At 63.6% G+C, this 14,645-nt stretch carries 16 protein-coding genes and 1 pseudogene; 3 read left to right on the top strand and 14 right to left on the bottom strand.

Features of this window, described 5'->3' with window-relative positions; genetic code table 11:
* The 8 genes from AYR66_RS03605 to AYR66_RS03570 form a co-directional block, all read right to left on the bottom strand.
* The coding region (locus tag AYR66_RS03605) for a formimidoylglutamase (protein ID WP_141104148.1) at window positions 1-689 on the bottom strand (689 nt) is incomplete at its 3' end.
* A gap of 8 nt (window positions 690-697) precedes the next feature.
* Window positions 698-2,239, bottom strand: coding sequence for a histidine ammonia-lyase (gene hutH, locus AYR66_RS03600; protein WP_088706384.1), 1,542 nt, complete (start codon window positions 2,237-2,239; stop codon window positions 698-700).
* Between the two features lie 113 nt (window positions 2,240-2,352).
* Window positions 2,353-4,071, bottom strand: a complete 1,719-nt coding sequence (hutU, locus tag AYR66_RS03595; RefSeq protein ID WP_088706383.1) for a urocanate hydratase — start codon at window positions 4,069-4,071, stop codon at window positions 2,353-2,355.
* Between the two features lie 21 nt (window positions 4,072-4,092).
* On the bottom strand, window positions 4,093-4,797 hold the full coding sequence (locus AYR66_RS03590) for an ABC transporter ATP-binding protein (protein ID WP_088706382.1): 705 nt from the start codon (window positions 4,795-4,797) through the stop codon (window positions 4,093-4,095).
* A complete protein-coding gene (locus AYR66_RS03585; RefSeq protein WP_088706381.1) occupies window positions 4,790-5,605 on the bottom strand; it encodes an ABC transporter ATP-binding protein in 816 nt (271 codons plus the stop codon). The genes AYR66_RS03590 and AYR66_RS03585 overlap by 8 nt, the downstream gene beginning before the upstream one ends.
* Window positions 5,602-6,450, bottom strand: coding sequence for a branched-chain amino acid ABC transporter permease (locus AYR66_RS03580; protein ID WP_234814709.1), 849 nt, complete (start codon window positions 6,448-6,450; stop codon window positions 5,602-5,604). Before AYR66_RS03580 ends, AYR66_RS03585 begins: the two co-directional genes overlap by 4 nt.
* Before the next feature lie 4 nt (window positions 6,451-6,454).
* Window positions 6,455-7,318, bottom strand: a complete 864-nt coding sequence (locus AYR66_RS03575; protein WP_088706380.1) for a branched-chain amino acid ABC transporter permease — start codon at window positions 7,316-7,318, stop codon at window positions 6,455-6,457.
* A gap of 76 nt (window positions 7,319-7,394) precedes the next feature.
* The gene (locus tag AYR66_RS03570) at window positions 7,395-8,543 is read right to left on the bottom strand and encodes an ABC transporter substrate-binding protein (RefSeq protein WP_088706379.1); all 1,149 of its coding nucleotides are present in this window, start codon (window positions 8,541-8,543) and stop codon (window positions 7,395-7,397) included.
* Window positions 8,544-8,741: 198 nt separating this feature from the next.
* Between AYR66_RS03570 and hutC the strand changes: the two genes are divergently transcribed.
* Entirely contained in the window at window positions 8,742-9,482 is a 741-nt protein-coding gene (gene hutC / locus AYR66_RS03565) for a histidine utilization repressor (protein WP_088706378.1), read from the top strand.
* Here the strand turns inward: hutC and AYR66_RS03560 are convergent, their stop codons facing one another.
* The 5 genes from AYR66_RS03560 to AYR66_RS03540 are packed head-to-tail and all read right to left on the bottom strand — an operon-like array spanning window position 9,483 to window position 12,988.
* Window positions 9,483-10,352, bottom strand: a complete 870-nt coding sequence (locus tag AYR66_RS03560; protein ID WP_088706377.1) for an ATP-binding cassette domain-containing protein — start codon at window positions 10,350-10,352, stop codon at window positions 9,483-9,485.
* A 1-nt stretch (window position 10,353) separates the two neighbouring features.
* Window positions 10,354-11,025, bottom strand: a complete 672-nt coding sequence (gene modB / locus AYR66_RS03555; RefSeq protein WP_088706376.1) for a molybdate ABC transporter permease subunit — start codon at window positions 11,023-11,025, stop codon at window positions 10,354-10,356.
* Complete coding sequence (locus AYR66_RS03550) at window positions 11,022-11,432, bottom strand: TOBE domain-containing protein (RefSeq protein ID WP_088706375.1); 411 nt, start codon at window positions 11,430-11,432, stop codon at window positions 11,022-11,024. The genes modB and AYR66_RS03550 overlap by 4 nt, the downstream gene beginning before the upstream one ends.
* Entirely contained in the window at window positions 11,429-12,172 is a 744-nt protein-coding gene (gene modA / locus AYR66_RS03545) for a molybdate ABC transporter substrate-binding protein (RefSeq protein ID WP_088706374.1), read from the bottom strand. Before modA ends, AYR66_RS03550 begins: the two co-directional genes overlap by 4 nt.
* 3 nt (window positions 12,173-12,175) lie before the next feature.
* Window positions 12,176-12,988 (bottom strand): TOBE domain-containing protein, encoded by an 813-nt coding sequence (locus AYR66_RS03540; protein ID WP_088706373.1) that lies wholly within the window; start codon window positions 12,986-12,988, stop codon window positions 12,176-12,178.
* 173 nt (window positions 12,989-13,161) lie between these two features.
* Here AYR66_RS03540 and AYR66_RS03535 point away from each other — a divergent pair, with 173 nt between their 5' ends.
* Both AYR66_RS03535 and AYR66_RS03530 read left to right on the top strand, forming a co-directional pair.
* Window positions 13,162-13,416 carry a hypothetical protein gene (locus AYR66_RS03535; RefSeq protein ID WP_088706372.1) on the top strand — a complete coding sequence of 85 codons (255 nt, stop codon included), beginning with the start codon at window positions 13,162-13,164 and terminating at the stop codon, window positions 13,414-13,416.
* 147 nt (window positions 13,417-13,563) lie between these two features.
* Complete coding sequence (locus AYR66_RS03530; RefSeq protein ID WP_088706371.1) at window positions 13,564-14,322, top strand: PEP-CTERM sorting domain-containing protein; 759 nt, start codon at window positions 13,564-13,566, stop codon at window positions 14,320-14,322.
* Window positions 14,323-14,389: 67 nt separating this feature from the next.
* Here AYR66_RS03530 and AYR66_RS03525 read toward each other — a convergent pair.
* Window positions 14,390-14,645, bottom strand: a pseudogene (locus AYR66_RS03525) (Rne/Rng family ribonuclease); the annotation flags it as partial.

Raw genomic sequence — 14,645 nt, 5'->3', positions numbered from 1 at the left:
GCGCGCGCCTTGTCGAGCGCGGCGACGTGCAGTTCTTCGTCGAGCATCCAGCGCACGCCGAGCGCGCGGGCGCGTTCGAACAGCGCCTGGGTATTGGCGAACTCGCTGATGCCGAGCACGCAGTAGTGGAAGGGCCAGCCGCGTTTGTCGCAGTCTTCCGCGATCTGGCGGAACGGGGTGCCGGAACTGGCGCGGTCCGCCATGCGCAGGTCGAAGTGGGCGTCGAGGTTGATGATGCCGATGCGGGGCGCCTTCTCTTTCGTTTCGAGATGGCGCGCGAGGCCGCTGAAGGAACCGAAGGCCATCTCGTGGCCGCCGCCCATCGCGACCGGCAGCTTGCCGCGCGACAGGACGCCGGCGACTGTAGCGGCGAGTTCATCCTGCGCGCGTTCGAGTCCGTCGTCATCGCCTTCCGCGACGCAGACGACATCGCCCGCGTCGGCGATCTGGCGGCAACGGCGGACCGGCATGTTGCCGAGCACGGCGCGCAGTGCGGCCGGTCCCTGGCGCGCGCCGGTGCGGCCGTGGTTGCGGGCGACGCCGGCATCGCAGGCGAAGCCGATCAGCGCGACGCCGCCCGGGCCGCTGTCATCCAGCGGCGTGACGATCTGGTGCCAGCGCTGGCCGAGTTCGCCTTCGGCGGCATCGACGCGGCCTTGCCAGCGAGACATGTCCGGCTTGTTGTGCATGACGTCTCCTAGGCGTTATAGAGGTCCGCGAACAATCCCTGGCACGTCGCGCTCAACTCGCCGCGCACCACCATCTGCTTCGCCGCCTCGATATCCGGCGCGAACAGGCGGTCCTTGTCATAGAAGGGCACGCGCTGGCGCAGGCGCTGGTGCACCTCGGACAGCATCGGCGAAGTCCGCAGCGGACGATGGAAGTCCACGCCCTGCGCGGCGGCCAGCAGTTCGATGCCGACGATGGTGGCGGTGTTCTGCGCCATCTCGTGCAGGCGGCGGCCGGCGAAGGTGGCCATGCTCACATGGTCTTCCTGGTTGGCCGAGGTCGGCAGGCTGTCGACGCTGGCCGGATGGGCGAGCGACTTGTTTTCCGATGCGAGGGCGGCGGCGGTCACGTGCGCGATCATGAAGCCGGAGTTGAGGCCGGAGCCGGCAACGAGGAAAGGCGGCAGGCCCGACAGCGTGGCATCGATCAGCAGCGCGATGCGGCGTTCGGACAGCGCGCCGATTTCGGCGATGGCCAGCGCCAGCGTATCGGCGGCGAAGGCGACCGGTTCGGCGTGAAAGTTGCCGCCGGAAATGACGTCGCCTTCCTTCGCATACACCAGCGGATTGTCGGTGACGGCATTCGCTTCGATCAGCAGCGTGCGCGCGGCATTGCCGATCAGGTCGACGCAGGCGCCCATCACTTGCGGCTGGCAGCGCAGGCTGTACGGATCCTGCACGCGCTCGTCGTTTTCCAGGTGCGAGCGGCGGATTTCGCTGCCGGTCAGCAGCTGGCGGTAAACCTTCGCCACCGCGATCTGGCCGGGCTGGCCGCGCACTGCATGCACGCGCGGATCGAACGGCGCGTCGCTGCCCTTGGCGGCGTCGACCGAGAGTGCTCCGGCGACGGTGGCTGCTTCCAGCATGCGCTCAGCCTGGAACAGGCCGTGCAGCGCGAGGGCGGTGGAGACTTGCGTGCCGTTGATCAGCGCGAGGCCTTCCTTCGCGGCCAGCGTGACGGGTTCGATGCCGGCGGCGGCGAGCGCTTCCTTCGCAGGAACGATCTTGCCTTCGACGCGCGCATCGCCTTCGCCCATCAGCGCCAGCGTCATGTGCGACAGCGGCGCGAGGTCGCCCGATGCGCCGACCGAACCCTTGCTCGGGATGCAGGGCATGATGCCGGCGTTGTACATCGCGATCATGGTGTCGATCACCGATGCGCGGATGCCGGAGTAGCCGCGCGCGAGGCTGCCGATCTTCATCGCGAGGATCAGGCGCGCGACTTCATCGGCGATCAGTTCGCCGCTGCCGACCGAGTGCGACAGGATCAGGTTGCGTTGCAGCTCTTCCAGCTGGTCGTTCGGGATGTGGGTCTTGGCGAGCTTGCCGAAACCGGTGTTGATGCCGTAGGCCGGCGCGCCGCGGTCGACGATCTTCTGGATCGTCGCGGCGGAGACGTTAATCGCCTCGTAGGCGGAAGGGGTCAGCGCGAGCGGGGTGGCGTCGCGCCAGATGCTGCGCAGGTCGGCCAGGGTCATCTGGCCGGGATGCAGGGTGAGGCTGGTTTTCATGTGTCGGCGTCTCTCGGTTTTTTAGTAGGGTGGGTAGAGTGAAACGAAACCCACCGTGCGTTCCAGTAACGGTTGGTGGTGGGTTTCGCTGCGCTGTACCCACCCTACGGTTCTTACTTGATCATCGGCAGGTTCAAGCCGTTCCGTTTTGCGCATGCTACCGCGGCTTCATAGCCGGCGTCTGCATGGCGCATCACGCCCGAGCCGCAGTCGTTGACCAGCACGCGCGCCAGGCGCTTCGCAGCGGCGTCGGTGCCGTCGGCGACGATCACCATGCCGGAGTGCTGCGAGTAGCCCATGCCCACGCCGCCGCCGTGGTGCAGCGACACCCAGGTCGCGCCGCCGGCGGTGTTGAGCAGTGCGTTGAGCAGCGGCCAGTCGGACACGGCATCGGTGCCGTCCTTCATGCTTTCAGTCTCGCGGTTCGGGCTGGACACCGAGCCGGTGTCGAGGTGGTCGCGGCCGATGACGATCGGGCCCTTCAGTTCACCGTTCTTCACCATCTCGTTGAATGCGAGGCCGGCGATATGGCGCTCGCCCAGGCCCAGCCAGCAGATACGCGCCGGCAAGCCCTGGAAGGAGATGCGCTCGCGTGCCATGTCCAGCCAGTTGTGCACGTGCTTGTTCTCGGGGAACAGTTCCTTGATCTTGGCGTCGGTCTTGTAGATGTCTTCCGGATCGCCCGACAGCGCCACCCAGCGGAACGGGCCCTTGCCTTCGCAGAACAGCGGGCGGATGTAGGCGGGCACGAAGCCGGGGAAGTCGAACGCATTCTTCACGCCCTGGTCGAACGCGACCTGGCGGATGTTGTTGCCGTAGTCCACGGTCGGGATGCCCATCGCGTGGAAGTCCAGCATCGCCTGCACGTGCACCGCGCAGGATTTCGCGGCGGCGGCGGTCAGTTCGCCGTGGCGGGTGTGGTCCTGCTGCGCTGCCTTCCATTGTTCGACGGTCCAGCCCATTGGCAGGTAGCCGTTGATCAGGTCGTGCGCGGAAGTCTGGTCGGTGACGAGGTCGGGCTTGATGCCGCCGGCCTTGGCGCGCTTGACCAGCTCCGGCAGGATTTCGGCGGCGTTGCCGAGCAGCGCGATCGACACCGCTTCCTTGCGTTCGGTGTGGTGCTTGATCAGCGCGATCGCATCGTCGATGTCCTTCGCTTGCTTGTCGACATAGCGGGTGCGCAGGCGGAAGTCGATGCTGCTCTGCTGGCATTCGATGTTCAGCGATACCGCGCCGGCCAGCGTCGCGGCCAGCGGCTGCGCGCCGCCCATGCCGCCGAGGCCGGCGGTCAGGATCCAGCGACCGGCCCAGCTGCCGTTGAAGTGCTGGCGGCCGGCTTCGCCGAAGGTTTCATAGGTGCCCTGCACGATGCCCTGGGAGCCGATGTAGATCCAGCTGCCGGCGGTCATCTGGCCGTACATGAACAGGCCCTTGCGGTCGAGTTCATTGAAGTGGTCCCAGTTGGCCCACTTCGGCACCAGGTTGGAGTTGGCGATCAGCACGCGCGGGGCATCGGGATTGGTCTTGAACACGCCGACCGGCTTGCCGGATTGCACCAGCAGGGTTTCGTCGTCGTTCAGCTGCTTCAGGGTCTCCAGGATCTGGTCGAAGCATTCCCAGTTGCGCGCGGCGCGGCCGATGCCACCGTAGACGACGAGGTGCTTCGGGTTCTCGGCGACTTCCGGGTCGAGGTTGTTCTGGATCATGCGGTAGGCGGCTTCGGTCAGCCAGCTCTTGCAGCTGCGCTCGCTGCCGCGCGGCGCGCGAATGACGCGGGACTCGTCCCAGCGCGGATCGTTGTTCAGTTTGGTGGCATCGGTCATGGTGTTCATTGTTGTTCCTTCCAGTGTCAGTTAGTGCAGGCCGAGGTAGGCGGCGGTCAAAGAGGTATCGTTCAGGGCATCGCTCGCCTTGCCTTGCCAGACGGTGCGGCCGGATTCCAGCACGCAGACGTCGTCGGCGAAGGCGAGCACGCGGTCGGTGTTCTGCTCCACCAGCAGGATGGTCATGCCGTCCTGCCGCAGTTGCTGCAGCGCGCGGTAGCAGAGGTCGATGACCTTGGGCATCAGGCCCAGCGAGAGTTCATCGATCATGATCAGCTTGGGGCGCGTCATCAGCGCGCGGCCGATGGCGAGCATCTGCTGCTCGCCGCCGGACAGGTTGCCCGCCAGCGAGTCGAGGCGTTCGCCGAGGCGCGGGAACAGGCCGAGCACGTAGTCGCGGTCCTGCTTGAAATGGCTGGCCGGCTGGATCAGTCCGCCGACGCGCAGGTTGTCTTCCACGCTCAGGTCCTTGAACAGGCGGCGGCCTTCCGGCGAGATGGCGATGCCGCGCCGCACACGCTGTTCGGGCGTGAGCGTGCTGATGTCCTGGCCGTCGAACATGATGGCGCCGGCCTTCAGCGCGACATGGCCGGCGACGCACATCAGCGTGGACGACTTGCCCGCGCCGTTGGTGCCGATCAGGCCGGTGATGGTGCCCGGACGCAGCGTGAGCGACAGGTCGTGCACCGCTTCGAAGGCGCCGTAGCCGCAGGAGAGGTGATGAAGTTCAAGCATGGGTACCTCCGACGACGGCCAGGTTGGGTTGCTTCGCCTTTTCCGCGATGGTGTCGCCGCCGAGGTAGGCGGAACGCACGGCGGGGTCGTTCATCACCGCGCGCGGCTCGCCCTGGGCGATCTTGCGGCCGTTGTCCAGCACCACGAGGCGCTGGCAGACACGCATCACTTCGCCGAGGTTGTGCTCGATCAGGATGATGGTCACGCCCTGGCGGTTGATTTCGGCGATGGTGGTCGCCAGCGCATTCGCTTCCTTGGAGTTGAGGCCGGCCAGTGGTTCGTCGAGCAGCAGGAGCTTGGGTTTCAACGCCAGCGCACGGGCCATCTCCAGGCGCTTGAGGATGCCCAGCGGCTGGATGCCCGGCTTCTGGTCGGCATGGGCAGCGATACCGACGCGTTCCAGCATTTCACGGCCGATGGCGGCTTCTTCATCCTGCGACACGTGCATCAATGCCTTCAGCGGCGAACGCGTGCGCGCCATGCCGGCGGCCAGCGCCACGTTGTCGAGCAGCGAAATTTCGCGGAAGGGCTTCACCAGTTGCTGCGACAGCGACAGGCCTTTCTGGATGCGCTTGTGGATGGGCATGCCGTTCAGGCTGTCGCCTTCCAGCATGACGTCGCCTTCGGTCGCGCGCACCACGCCGGTGATCGCGCGCAACATGGTGGTCTTGCCTGCGCCGTTGGGGCCGATCAGGCCGAGCAGTTCGCCCGGCTGCACATCGAAGGACACGTCGTCGATCGCGGTCAGGCCGCCGAAGCGCACCGTGACGTTGGCCACGCGCAGCAATGCTTGCGGTTGGATCTTCATGCGCGGCCTCCATTACGCTTGACAAGGCGGGTCACGAGGGCTGCCATGCCACCCGGCGAGAAGCGCATCATCAGGAACAGCAGTCCGCCGTACACCAGCAGCTTGTAGTCGCCGATGAACTGGAACCACGCGGGCAGTGCGGAAAGCACCGCGGCACCCAATGACACACCGACGACCGAACCGATGCCGCCGACGACAACCATGGACAGCACGGTCACCGATTCGACAAAGCCGAAGCTGTCGGGGCCAATGAACTTCAGGTGCTGCGCATACAGCCCGCCGGCCAGGCCCGCGAGCGCGGTGCCGATCGCGAAGGCGGCCAGCTTGTAGCGCGGCACGTCGATGCCGAGCACGCGCATGGTGTCTTCATCTTCCGCCACGCCGTTGAACACGCGCCCCATCCACGACTTGCGGATGTAGATGCAGAGCGCAGCGGTGGCGACGCACAGCAGCAGCGAGAACACCATGAAGCCGACTTTGGACAGACCGGAGTCGGGAATCGCCGATACGCCCAGTTCGCCGCCCAGCCAGTCCTGCTGGCGGACGATGCCGACAAACAGGAAGCCGACGCCCATCGTGGTGATCGCGAGGAAGTCGGCGCGCACGCGCAGGCTGGCAAGACCGACGATCGCGCCGATGATGCCGGCCAGCAGCATGCCCAGCGGCAGCGTGGCGAGGAAGGGCAGGCCGGCTTTCGACAGCAGCGCCGACAGGTAGGCGCCGATGCCGAGGAAGGCCGCATGGCCGAGACTGATCTGGCCGCAGAAGCCGGTGATCAGATTCAGCGACAGCGCAAACAGCACGCTGATCGCCATGGTGGTGAGTAGAGAGATTTCGTATTCCATGATCTTATCTCCGCGCAAACAGGCCTTGCGGGCGGACCATCAGCACCGCGATCAGGAAGGCGAACGCGATGGCATTGCGGTCGAGCAGCTTGCCGAGGTAAATGGTGCCGAAGGATTCGACGATGCCGAGCACCAGCGCCGCCAGCAGGGTGCCGCGCACCGAGCCCATGCCCCCGAGCACGATGATCGCGAGGCCCTTGTAAGACGGCACGCTGCCCATGGTCGGTTCCACGAGGTTGTTCAGCAGCGCCACCCAGACGCCGGCAAAACCGGCCAGCGCGGAGCCGACGAAGAAGTTGATGTCGCGCACCTGGCGCAGCTTGATGCCGAAGGATTCGGCCATCTGCGGGTCGGACACCGTCGCCTGGCAGGCGACACCGACGCGGGTCTTGTTCTGCAGGTAACCGAGCACGCCGATGATGACGGCGGTGCCCAGCATCACCAGCAGTTCCGCCTGCTTGAATTGCAGTCCGCCGAACAGCGCGACCTGTTCCTGCAGCGGCGGCGCCTGGTAGGACAGGCCGGCGGCGCCGAAGATGATGCGGAACAATTCCTCGAAGGCGATGTACAGGCCGATCGATGCGATCAGCGCGACGAAGGGCGGCTGCTTGAGGATCGGCTCATAGCAGGCGCGGTACATGGCGACGCCTGCCATGCCGGCGGCGCCCATGGCGGCGATGAAGCCGAGCGTGAGGCTGCCGGTGGCATTGGTGACCATGACGCCGAGATAGCCGCCGAGCGTGAACAGCGCGGCATGCGCGACGTGCAGGATGCGCAGCAGGCCGTAGACGAGGGTCAGACCCAGCGCGACGAGCGCGTAGATACTGCCCTGCACAAGGCCTTGTGCGGTGAGCTCCAGGAAGAGCATGATGACTCCTTGATGCGGATAGGGGGACTTGGCCGCGTTCCCTCCCCCATGCAGGGGAAGGGAGCCGTTCAGCGGTTTACTTCGCCGGCTTCGACGGCGGCGACAGCAGCGGACCCGAGATCACCGAGTGACGGCGGAACGCCTTGTCCTTGATGACCTGCACTTGCACATCCTTCTTCACTTCATGCAGGTCGTTGAATGCCAGCTTGCCGATCGGCGTTTCGAAGGTGCCTGCGGCCAGCGCATCCTTCAGCGCATCGCCGCCCTTGCCGTTGGTCTTCTTCAGGCCTTCGATCAGCACGTTGGTGGCGGTGAACGACGATGCGGCCACCATGTCCGCATTCGAACCCACTTCCTTGCGGAAATCGGCAAGGAAGGACTTGGTTGCTGCCGAATCGGAATCGCGGTCGAGCGAGGTGGTGACATACACGCCCTCGGCGGCGGCGCCCGCGATCTCGATGAACTTGTCGGAGTCGTAGCCTTCCTGGCCGATGATCGGCACGCTCACGCCGGCCGCGCGCAGCTGGCTGACCAGCGGGCCGGCGGTGAAGTAGTAGCCCGATGCGTAGATCACATCCGGGTTGTCGGACTTGACCTTGGACACCAGCGCGCCGAACTGGCGGTCCTGCATGCCGTATTCGTATTCATTGACAACCTGCAGGCCGAACTTCTGCGCGCCTTCCTTGAAGCCGGCGGCCAGCGCCTGGCCGAAGTCGTTCTTCAGCGTGATGAGCGCGACCTTCTTCTTGCCGAGGTTCTGCACCAGCATCGAACCGGCGCGGCCCTGCACTTCACCCATTGCGGACACGCGGAACATGTAGTCGCCGGTCAGCGTGATGTCCGGATGGATCGCATAGGACACGACATAGGGCACCTTGCCCTGCTGGAAGATGCCGGCAGCGGCGCGGGTGGAGCCGGAGTAGGAGCCGGATACGGCGCCCACGACCTTGTCCTTTTCCACCAGCTTGGTGGCGACGGGTACGGCTTCCTTCGGCGAAGCCTGGTCGTCATAGACCACCAGTTCGACCTTCTGGCCGGCAACGCCGCCCTTGGCATTGGCCTGGGCGACGGCCAGCTTGGCGCCTTCCAGCGCCGACTTGCCGTCGGCGGCGGCGAAGCCGGTCAGCGGCACGTTGAATCCGATCTTGATCTGCGCACAGGCGGGGGCGGCCGCGAAAGCAGCCAGGATGCAGGCGGAAAGCAGTTTTCCGTGTTGCGAGGTCATTGCGTGTCTCCTCAGGTTTCTGGAATCTGGCGCCGCGAAGTCGGGGCGGCGCCACGGTCTGAAATCGGAGCCGGAAAGCTTTGCAGTTTTACGGCCGACGCTTTATATTAAGTTGTATAGACAACTTCTGCAATATTAATTTCAATTGACAATACAAATTAATGCCATAAAATCGATAAGCATTGACGAGAGGGCGGAATGACAGCCGAGCTGGAAAGCAACGAAGACAAAGAAGAACAGGGCGGCCGCGTGCCGGCTTTCCTGCTTATCAAGAACTACCTGCTGGAGCAGATCCAGTCCGGTCACTGGAAGGAAGGCGATGCCATCCCGTCGGAGCAGGCGCTATGCAAGCAGTTCGGCGTGTCGCGCATGACGGTCAACCGCGCGGTGCGCGAGTTGACGGATGAACAGATCCTGAGCCGCATCCAGGGGTCGGGCACCTACGTGGCGCAGCACAAGTACCAGGCGACGCTGGTCGAGATCAAGAGCATTGCGGAAGAGGTGCGGGCGCGCGGCCACAGGCACCGCAGCGAGCTGCACTTGCTGGAGCGCAGCAAGGCGAGCGAGCAGATGGCGATCCACTTCGGGATGAAACCCGGCCATCCGCTGTTCCACTCGGTGATCGTGCATTTCGAGAACGACATCCCGATCCAGGTCGAAGACCGCTGGGTCAATCCCGAGGTGGCGCCGGATTACATGCAGCAGGATTTTTCAGCGATCACGCCGAACGAATACCTGATGGCGGCCGCGCCGCTGCAGGGCGTGAACTACAGCATCGAGGCGCTCGGTCCGCCGAAGGAGATTGCCGAGATGCTGCACATCGGCGGCAAGGATCCTTGCCTGGTGCTCAAGCGCCGCACGCTGTCGAAGGGCGAGGTCGCATCGGTGGCGACGATGTGGCATCCGGGGAGCCGGTACCAGTTTGCGGGCAGCTTTTGATTATGTTCGGGAGAGGTAGGGACTGATTGCCCGCGCTGCCACCGACACGGTGTCTCCCGCCTGCAGCCCCGCCACCTCGTCTTCCGACGCGACGACATCGATTGCCTCTTGCCCGATCAGCAGCGTGACGATGTGAACGACATCTTCCCGCCGCACATCCAGCACCTGCGCATGCAGGTTCAAGCGGCCCGACATCCGCTTCTGCAGGAATACCTCGCGCGGCGTGCCGGACGCGGCAAGCCGTCCTCCTTCCAGCCGCAGCACGGTGTCCGACAGCTTGAACACTTCCCCGAGGTCATGGCTGACCATGACCGTGGTCAGGCCGAAGCGGCGGTGCAGCGAGGCCAGTTCGTCCTGCAACTGGGTGCGCATCTGCACGTCGAGTGCCGACAACGGTTCGTCGAGCAGCAGCAGGCGCGGCTTGCGCGCCACCGCGCGTGCCAGCGCGACGCGCTGCTTCTGTCCGCCGGACAGTGTCGCCGGCAATCGGTCATGCAGCAGCTGCAAGCCGGTGAGCGCCAGCAACTCGTCGACCCAGCTCGTGTCGGCGCGGGGAACGGCATAGGCGATGTTCTCGCGCACCGTCAGGTTGGGAAACAGCGCATAGTCCTGGAAGACGAATCCGATCGCACGTTGCTGCGGCGGAAGGTCGATGCGCCGTTCCGCATCGAACCAGGTGACGCCGTCCACGACAATCCGTCCGCGCTCGGGCCGCATCAGTCCCGCGAGCATGCGCAGGACGCTCGTCTTGCCCGCACCCGAAGGACCAAACAGCGTGGTGAAGCTGCCGGCGCCAATGTGCGAATCCACTACCAGCGTGATCCGTCCGCCGGCCGTGTCGAGTTGCTTGCGAAGGCTGAATTCGATCATCTCATCCTGCCTTCACCAGCTTCTTGTTCAGCACATACACCGCCAGCAGGATCGCGAAGGTAATCGCGAACAACACCAGCGCGTAGAAATTGGCGGCGGCGTAGTTGAGGCTTTCCACCTCGTCGTAGATCGCGATCGACGCCACCCTGGTCACGCCGGGAATGTTCCCGCCTATCATCAGGATGACGCCGAATTCGCCGACCGTGTGCGCAAAGCTGAGGACAGCACCGGACAGCAGCGCCGGCTTGATGTTGGGCAGGAGCACGCGGAACAGCGTGTAGGTATCGGATTTGCCCAGCGTGCGCGAGGCTTCGACGAGCGAACCGGGCAGGTTCTGGAAGCCGGACTGGATAGGATGCACCATGAACGGCAGGCTGAAGATCACCGAACCCACCACCAGCCCCGCGAAGCTGAACACCAGCCGCACATTGAACCACTGCTCCAGCCACTGCCCGAACGCGTTCTGCGGACTGAATGCGAGCAGCAGGTAAAAGCCGAGCACCGACGGCGGCAGCACCAGCGGCATGCTGACCAGCGTTTCGATCACCGGCTTGACACGGGTGCGGGTGAAGGCGATCCAGTACGCCAGCGGAATGCCGATGACGAACAGGATCAGCGTCGTGATCGCCGCCAGGCGGAAGGTCAGCAGCAGCGGTCCCCAGTCGTGGCTCATGAGTTGGCCTCCACCATCAGCGTCATCTCGTTCGCCTTCACCAGGCCTTCGACCGTATCGCCTTCCTTGAGACCGAGCGAGTCCACCGAGCGCGAGGTGATAACCGACTCCAGCCGGCGTCCATCGAAATCGAGCGACACGCGTGCCAGCAACCGGCCGCGCTCGATGGCAGTGACGGTGCACGGGATGCGGTTGCGCATGCTGATGAGGCCGGACAAGCCCTTGGCAAGCGACACTTCAGTTTCCTTGAACAGCAGGGTCACTTGCATGCCGCTTGTCCATCCCGCTGCCTCCTCGCTGGCGCCGATCAGCGTCGCGGTGAAGCGGTGCCCGCCGACGTCCACGTCGACCAGCGCGATGCTGCCGTGCACATCGACAGCGTGGATGGTGCCGGGAAGCTTGTTCATGGCAGCAGGTAACCGTAGCGTTGGAGGATGGCGCGGGCCTTCGCGGACAGCACGAAGTCGTGGAAGCGCTGCGCCAGTTGGGGATTGTTTTCCCGGCCATGCTTGAGCACCACGATGCCCTGCGCGATCGGCTGGTAGGCGTCCTTCGGCAGGTCCACCCATTTGCCCTGGCCCCTCATTTCCGGGGATACGACCACCGACTTCGCGGTGAAGCCGGCATCGGCCGCGCGCGAATGGATGTACTGGTTGGTCTGCGCAATGCTTTCGCCGTATACGAGTTTCGATTTCAGCGCGTCATCCAGCTTGAAATGCACGAGCGCCTTCATGGTCTCGCGGCCATAGGGGGCCGTCTTCGGATTGGCGACTGCAATCTTCGCCACCGCCGGCCCGGCTAGTGTCGCCTGCCAGTTTGCAAGGTCGATGTCCTTCATTGTCCATAGCACGAGGGTGCCGTACGCATAGACTTTTGGCGTCGTGGCGAAGCCCTCCTTGTGCAGCTTCTCCGGATACTGCATGTCTGCGGACAGGAAGACATCGAAAGGCGCACCGCTCATGATCTGTGCGGAGAACTTGCCGGACGAGTTGTACACCGGCTTCAGGTCATGGCCGGTTTCCCTCTTGAATTCGGCCTGCAGGTCGTCGAAGGCGTACTGCACGTTGGCGGCGACGGCGACCGTCAGCGTGTCGGCGCTGGCGGCCGTGCACAGCGCGAAGAGCAGGGGAGCGATCAGTCGTTTCATTTTTTAGTACGCAGGCACGCCGAGGATGACGTGGGAAGCATTGAAGATGGCGGCCGCCGGTTTGCCCTCGGCCAGGTCGAGTTCGGTCGCACTGTCGTTGCTGATGATCGCGCACACGGTGGTGCCGCCCGCCAGCTGGATCACGACCTCGGCATTCACCGCGCCGCGCTGCAGCTTGACCACGGTGCCCGCCAGGCGGTTCTGTGCCGACAGGCGAAGGTTGCCGGACGCCTCGGCGACCATCACCCACGGCGCCTTGATCAGCGCGACAACATCCGACCCGGCGCGCAGGCCGAGATGGCGCGTGCTTTCCTGCGTGATGACCGCGACGATGCGGTCGCCGCCCTGCAGTTCGACGATCACTTCGTCGTTCACGGCGCCGCTGCGGATGTCGGCGACCTTGCCGTAGAACTGGTTGCGGGCGCTGGTTTTCATGTTGAGCCGCCGGATCAATTGATAGGTATCACTGAAGTCGTCGATGTTCTCGCCCAGCGCCTGCAAAAAACGCCGGTGCTCTTCCTCGATCAGCCTGAACGCCGCAACCAGGCGTTCGCCGCGCGCCGTCAGCCGTGTGCCGCCGCCGCCCTTGCCGCCGGTGCTGCGCTGGACTAGCGGCTCGCCGGCCAGGTTATTCATCGCATCCACCGCATCCCAGGCAGCCTTGTAACTCATCCCGATGCTTTTCGCGGCCTGGCTGATGGAGCCGGTCTCGGCGATCCGTTGCAACAGGTCGACACGGCCGTGACCGGCGAGATTGCTTTCCTCTTTGGCAATCCAGAGGCGGCCATCGATGTGCATTTTGTTGGGTGGAGGCATGTTTTTTCAAGCGTTATATACGCGATGATATAGCGCCTGCGGAAGGCATGCCATAGCCCGAAGGAACTAAGGGGTATTGGCAAGCATGCATGAGGCTGAATTGCAGGTGTCCGTGCCCGGCTTGGGCCGCTATAATTTCTCCCCCGCGCCATTTATTGCCACACGTCACTGCCATGATCGACCCCGCAGATTCCCGCACGCTTCCGTTGCAAAAACCGACACGGGTCCATTTCACGACGGATGCGCGGATCTATACCGTGGTGCTCGACCAGGACCTGCTCGGGGATTGGCGGCTGACGCAGTCGTGGCTCACCCGGAATGGCAAGCGTGGCGGGAAATCCCAGCTGGTGGAGAGCTTTGCCGAGGGGATGGCGTTGCTGGAAAAAATCGCGAAGAATCGGCTGCCGGAAACTGGCCAGATGGCGTAAATTTTCTGAAATATGGAATTTGCTGTCGTTGATTCAAAAATTGATGTCGGATAATTCCAAGTCTGTCGGATTTTCTTACATTGAATTGCTTTGTCGTTTCGTGCCTACCTGCAAGTCGTTGATTCATAAAAATATTGCCTTGCAGGCATGAATGTTGCGATTCGCGCCAGGTCATTCACTTTGGCGGACCGGCCAGATTTCAACGTCATGTACAAGATCAAGCAAATCCTTTCCTTAGTCGGCATCTTCCTCATCATCTCTGCAACAAGCACTGCGCACGCAGTCCCCTTCATTTTCAACGTGCATGGGACGATCACCAGCGGAATGGACTGGGGCGGGCTATTCGGGGCGACCGGAACAGCCCTTGATGGGCTGTCATACAGCCAAAGCATCTCCTTCGATCCCGACCAGAATTCGAATAACTCTGCTGGAGGAATGTACTTTCAAAGTGAAGGGCCGGGAGCGACAGCGACCGTCAAGACGGAAGTGAATGGGAATGCCTTTGTTGCTGCTGTGGGAGCATCTGGCATGAGTCCTTTTGCATCGATTTCCAATTTCCTGACTGAAGTGGGATCCGTCTTTCCCGGCTTTCCCTGGTCCGACAATGTCTACGCGTCGGCGTGCAATGCTGTCACGGACCCGCAGTTTGTTTGCGTTTTGCAGGACGTGCGTAGTTACACGGTGCCATTCGTGCCGAAAGCAACGCTGGATCAGTCGTTGAGTTATGCGGTTCAACCCGGAGACGAAACGTTCGTCAACTTCCATGTCAGCAGTAATTACAACGTTACCTATTTCCAGGCGACGGTGAAAGAACTGACCTTGAACGCAGTCCCCGAGCCGGCAACGCTTGCCCTTCTCGCCATCGGTCTTCTCGCAGGCGCGATCCGGAGGCGCAAGCAGCACTGACTGCAGTCGCCAGAAACAAAAACGGCGCCTTACTCGGGCGCCGTTTTTGTTTTCGATGCAGGCATGCCTACATCAGGATGATGTCGTACTGCTCCTGGTGATACAGCGTCTCCACCTGCAGCGAAATCGGCTTGCCGATGAAATCGCCCAGCATCGCAAGGTGCTGTGACTCTTCTTCCAGGAACATATCGACGACCACCTGCGACGCAAGGATGCGGAATTCGCGCGGGTTGAACTGTTTTGCTTCGCGTAGCAGCTCACGCAGGATTTCATAGCACACGGTGCGCGCCGTCTTGACCTGGCCCTTGCCGGCGCAGGCGGGG

The sequence above is a fragment of the Noviherbaspirillum denitrificans genome, assembly GCF_002211445.1.
Classification (GTDB): domain Bacteria; phylum Pseudomonadota; class Gammaproteobacteria; order Burkholderiales; family Burkholderiaceae_D; genus Noviherbaspirillum; species Noviherbaspirillum denitrificans.
This window is presented reverse-complemented; position numbering and strand designations above follow the sequence as displayed.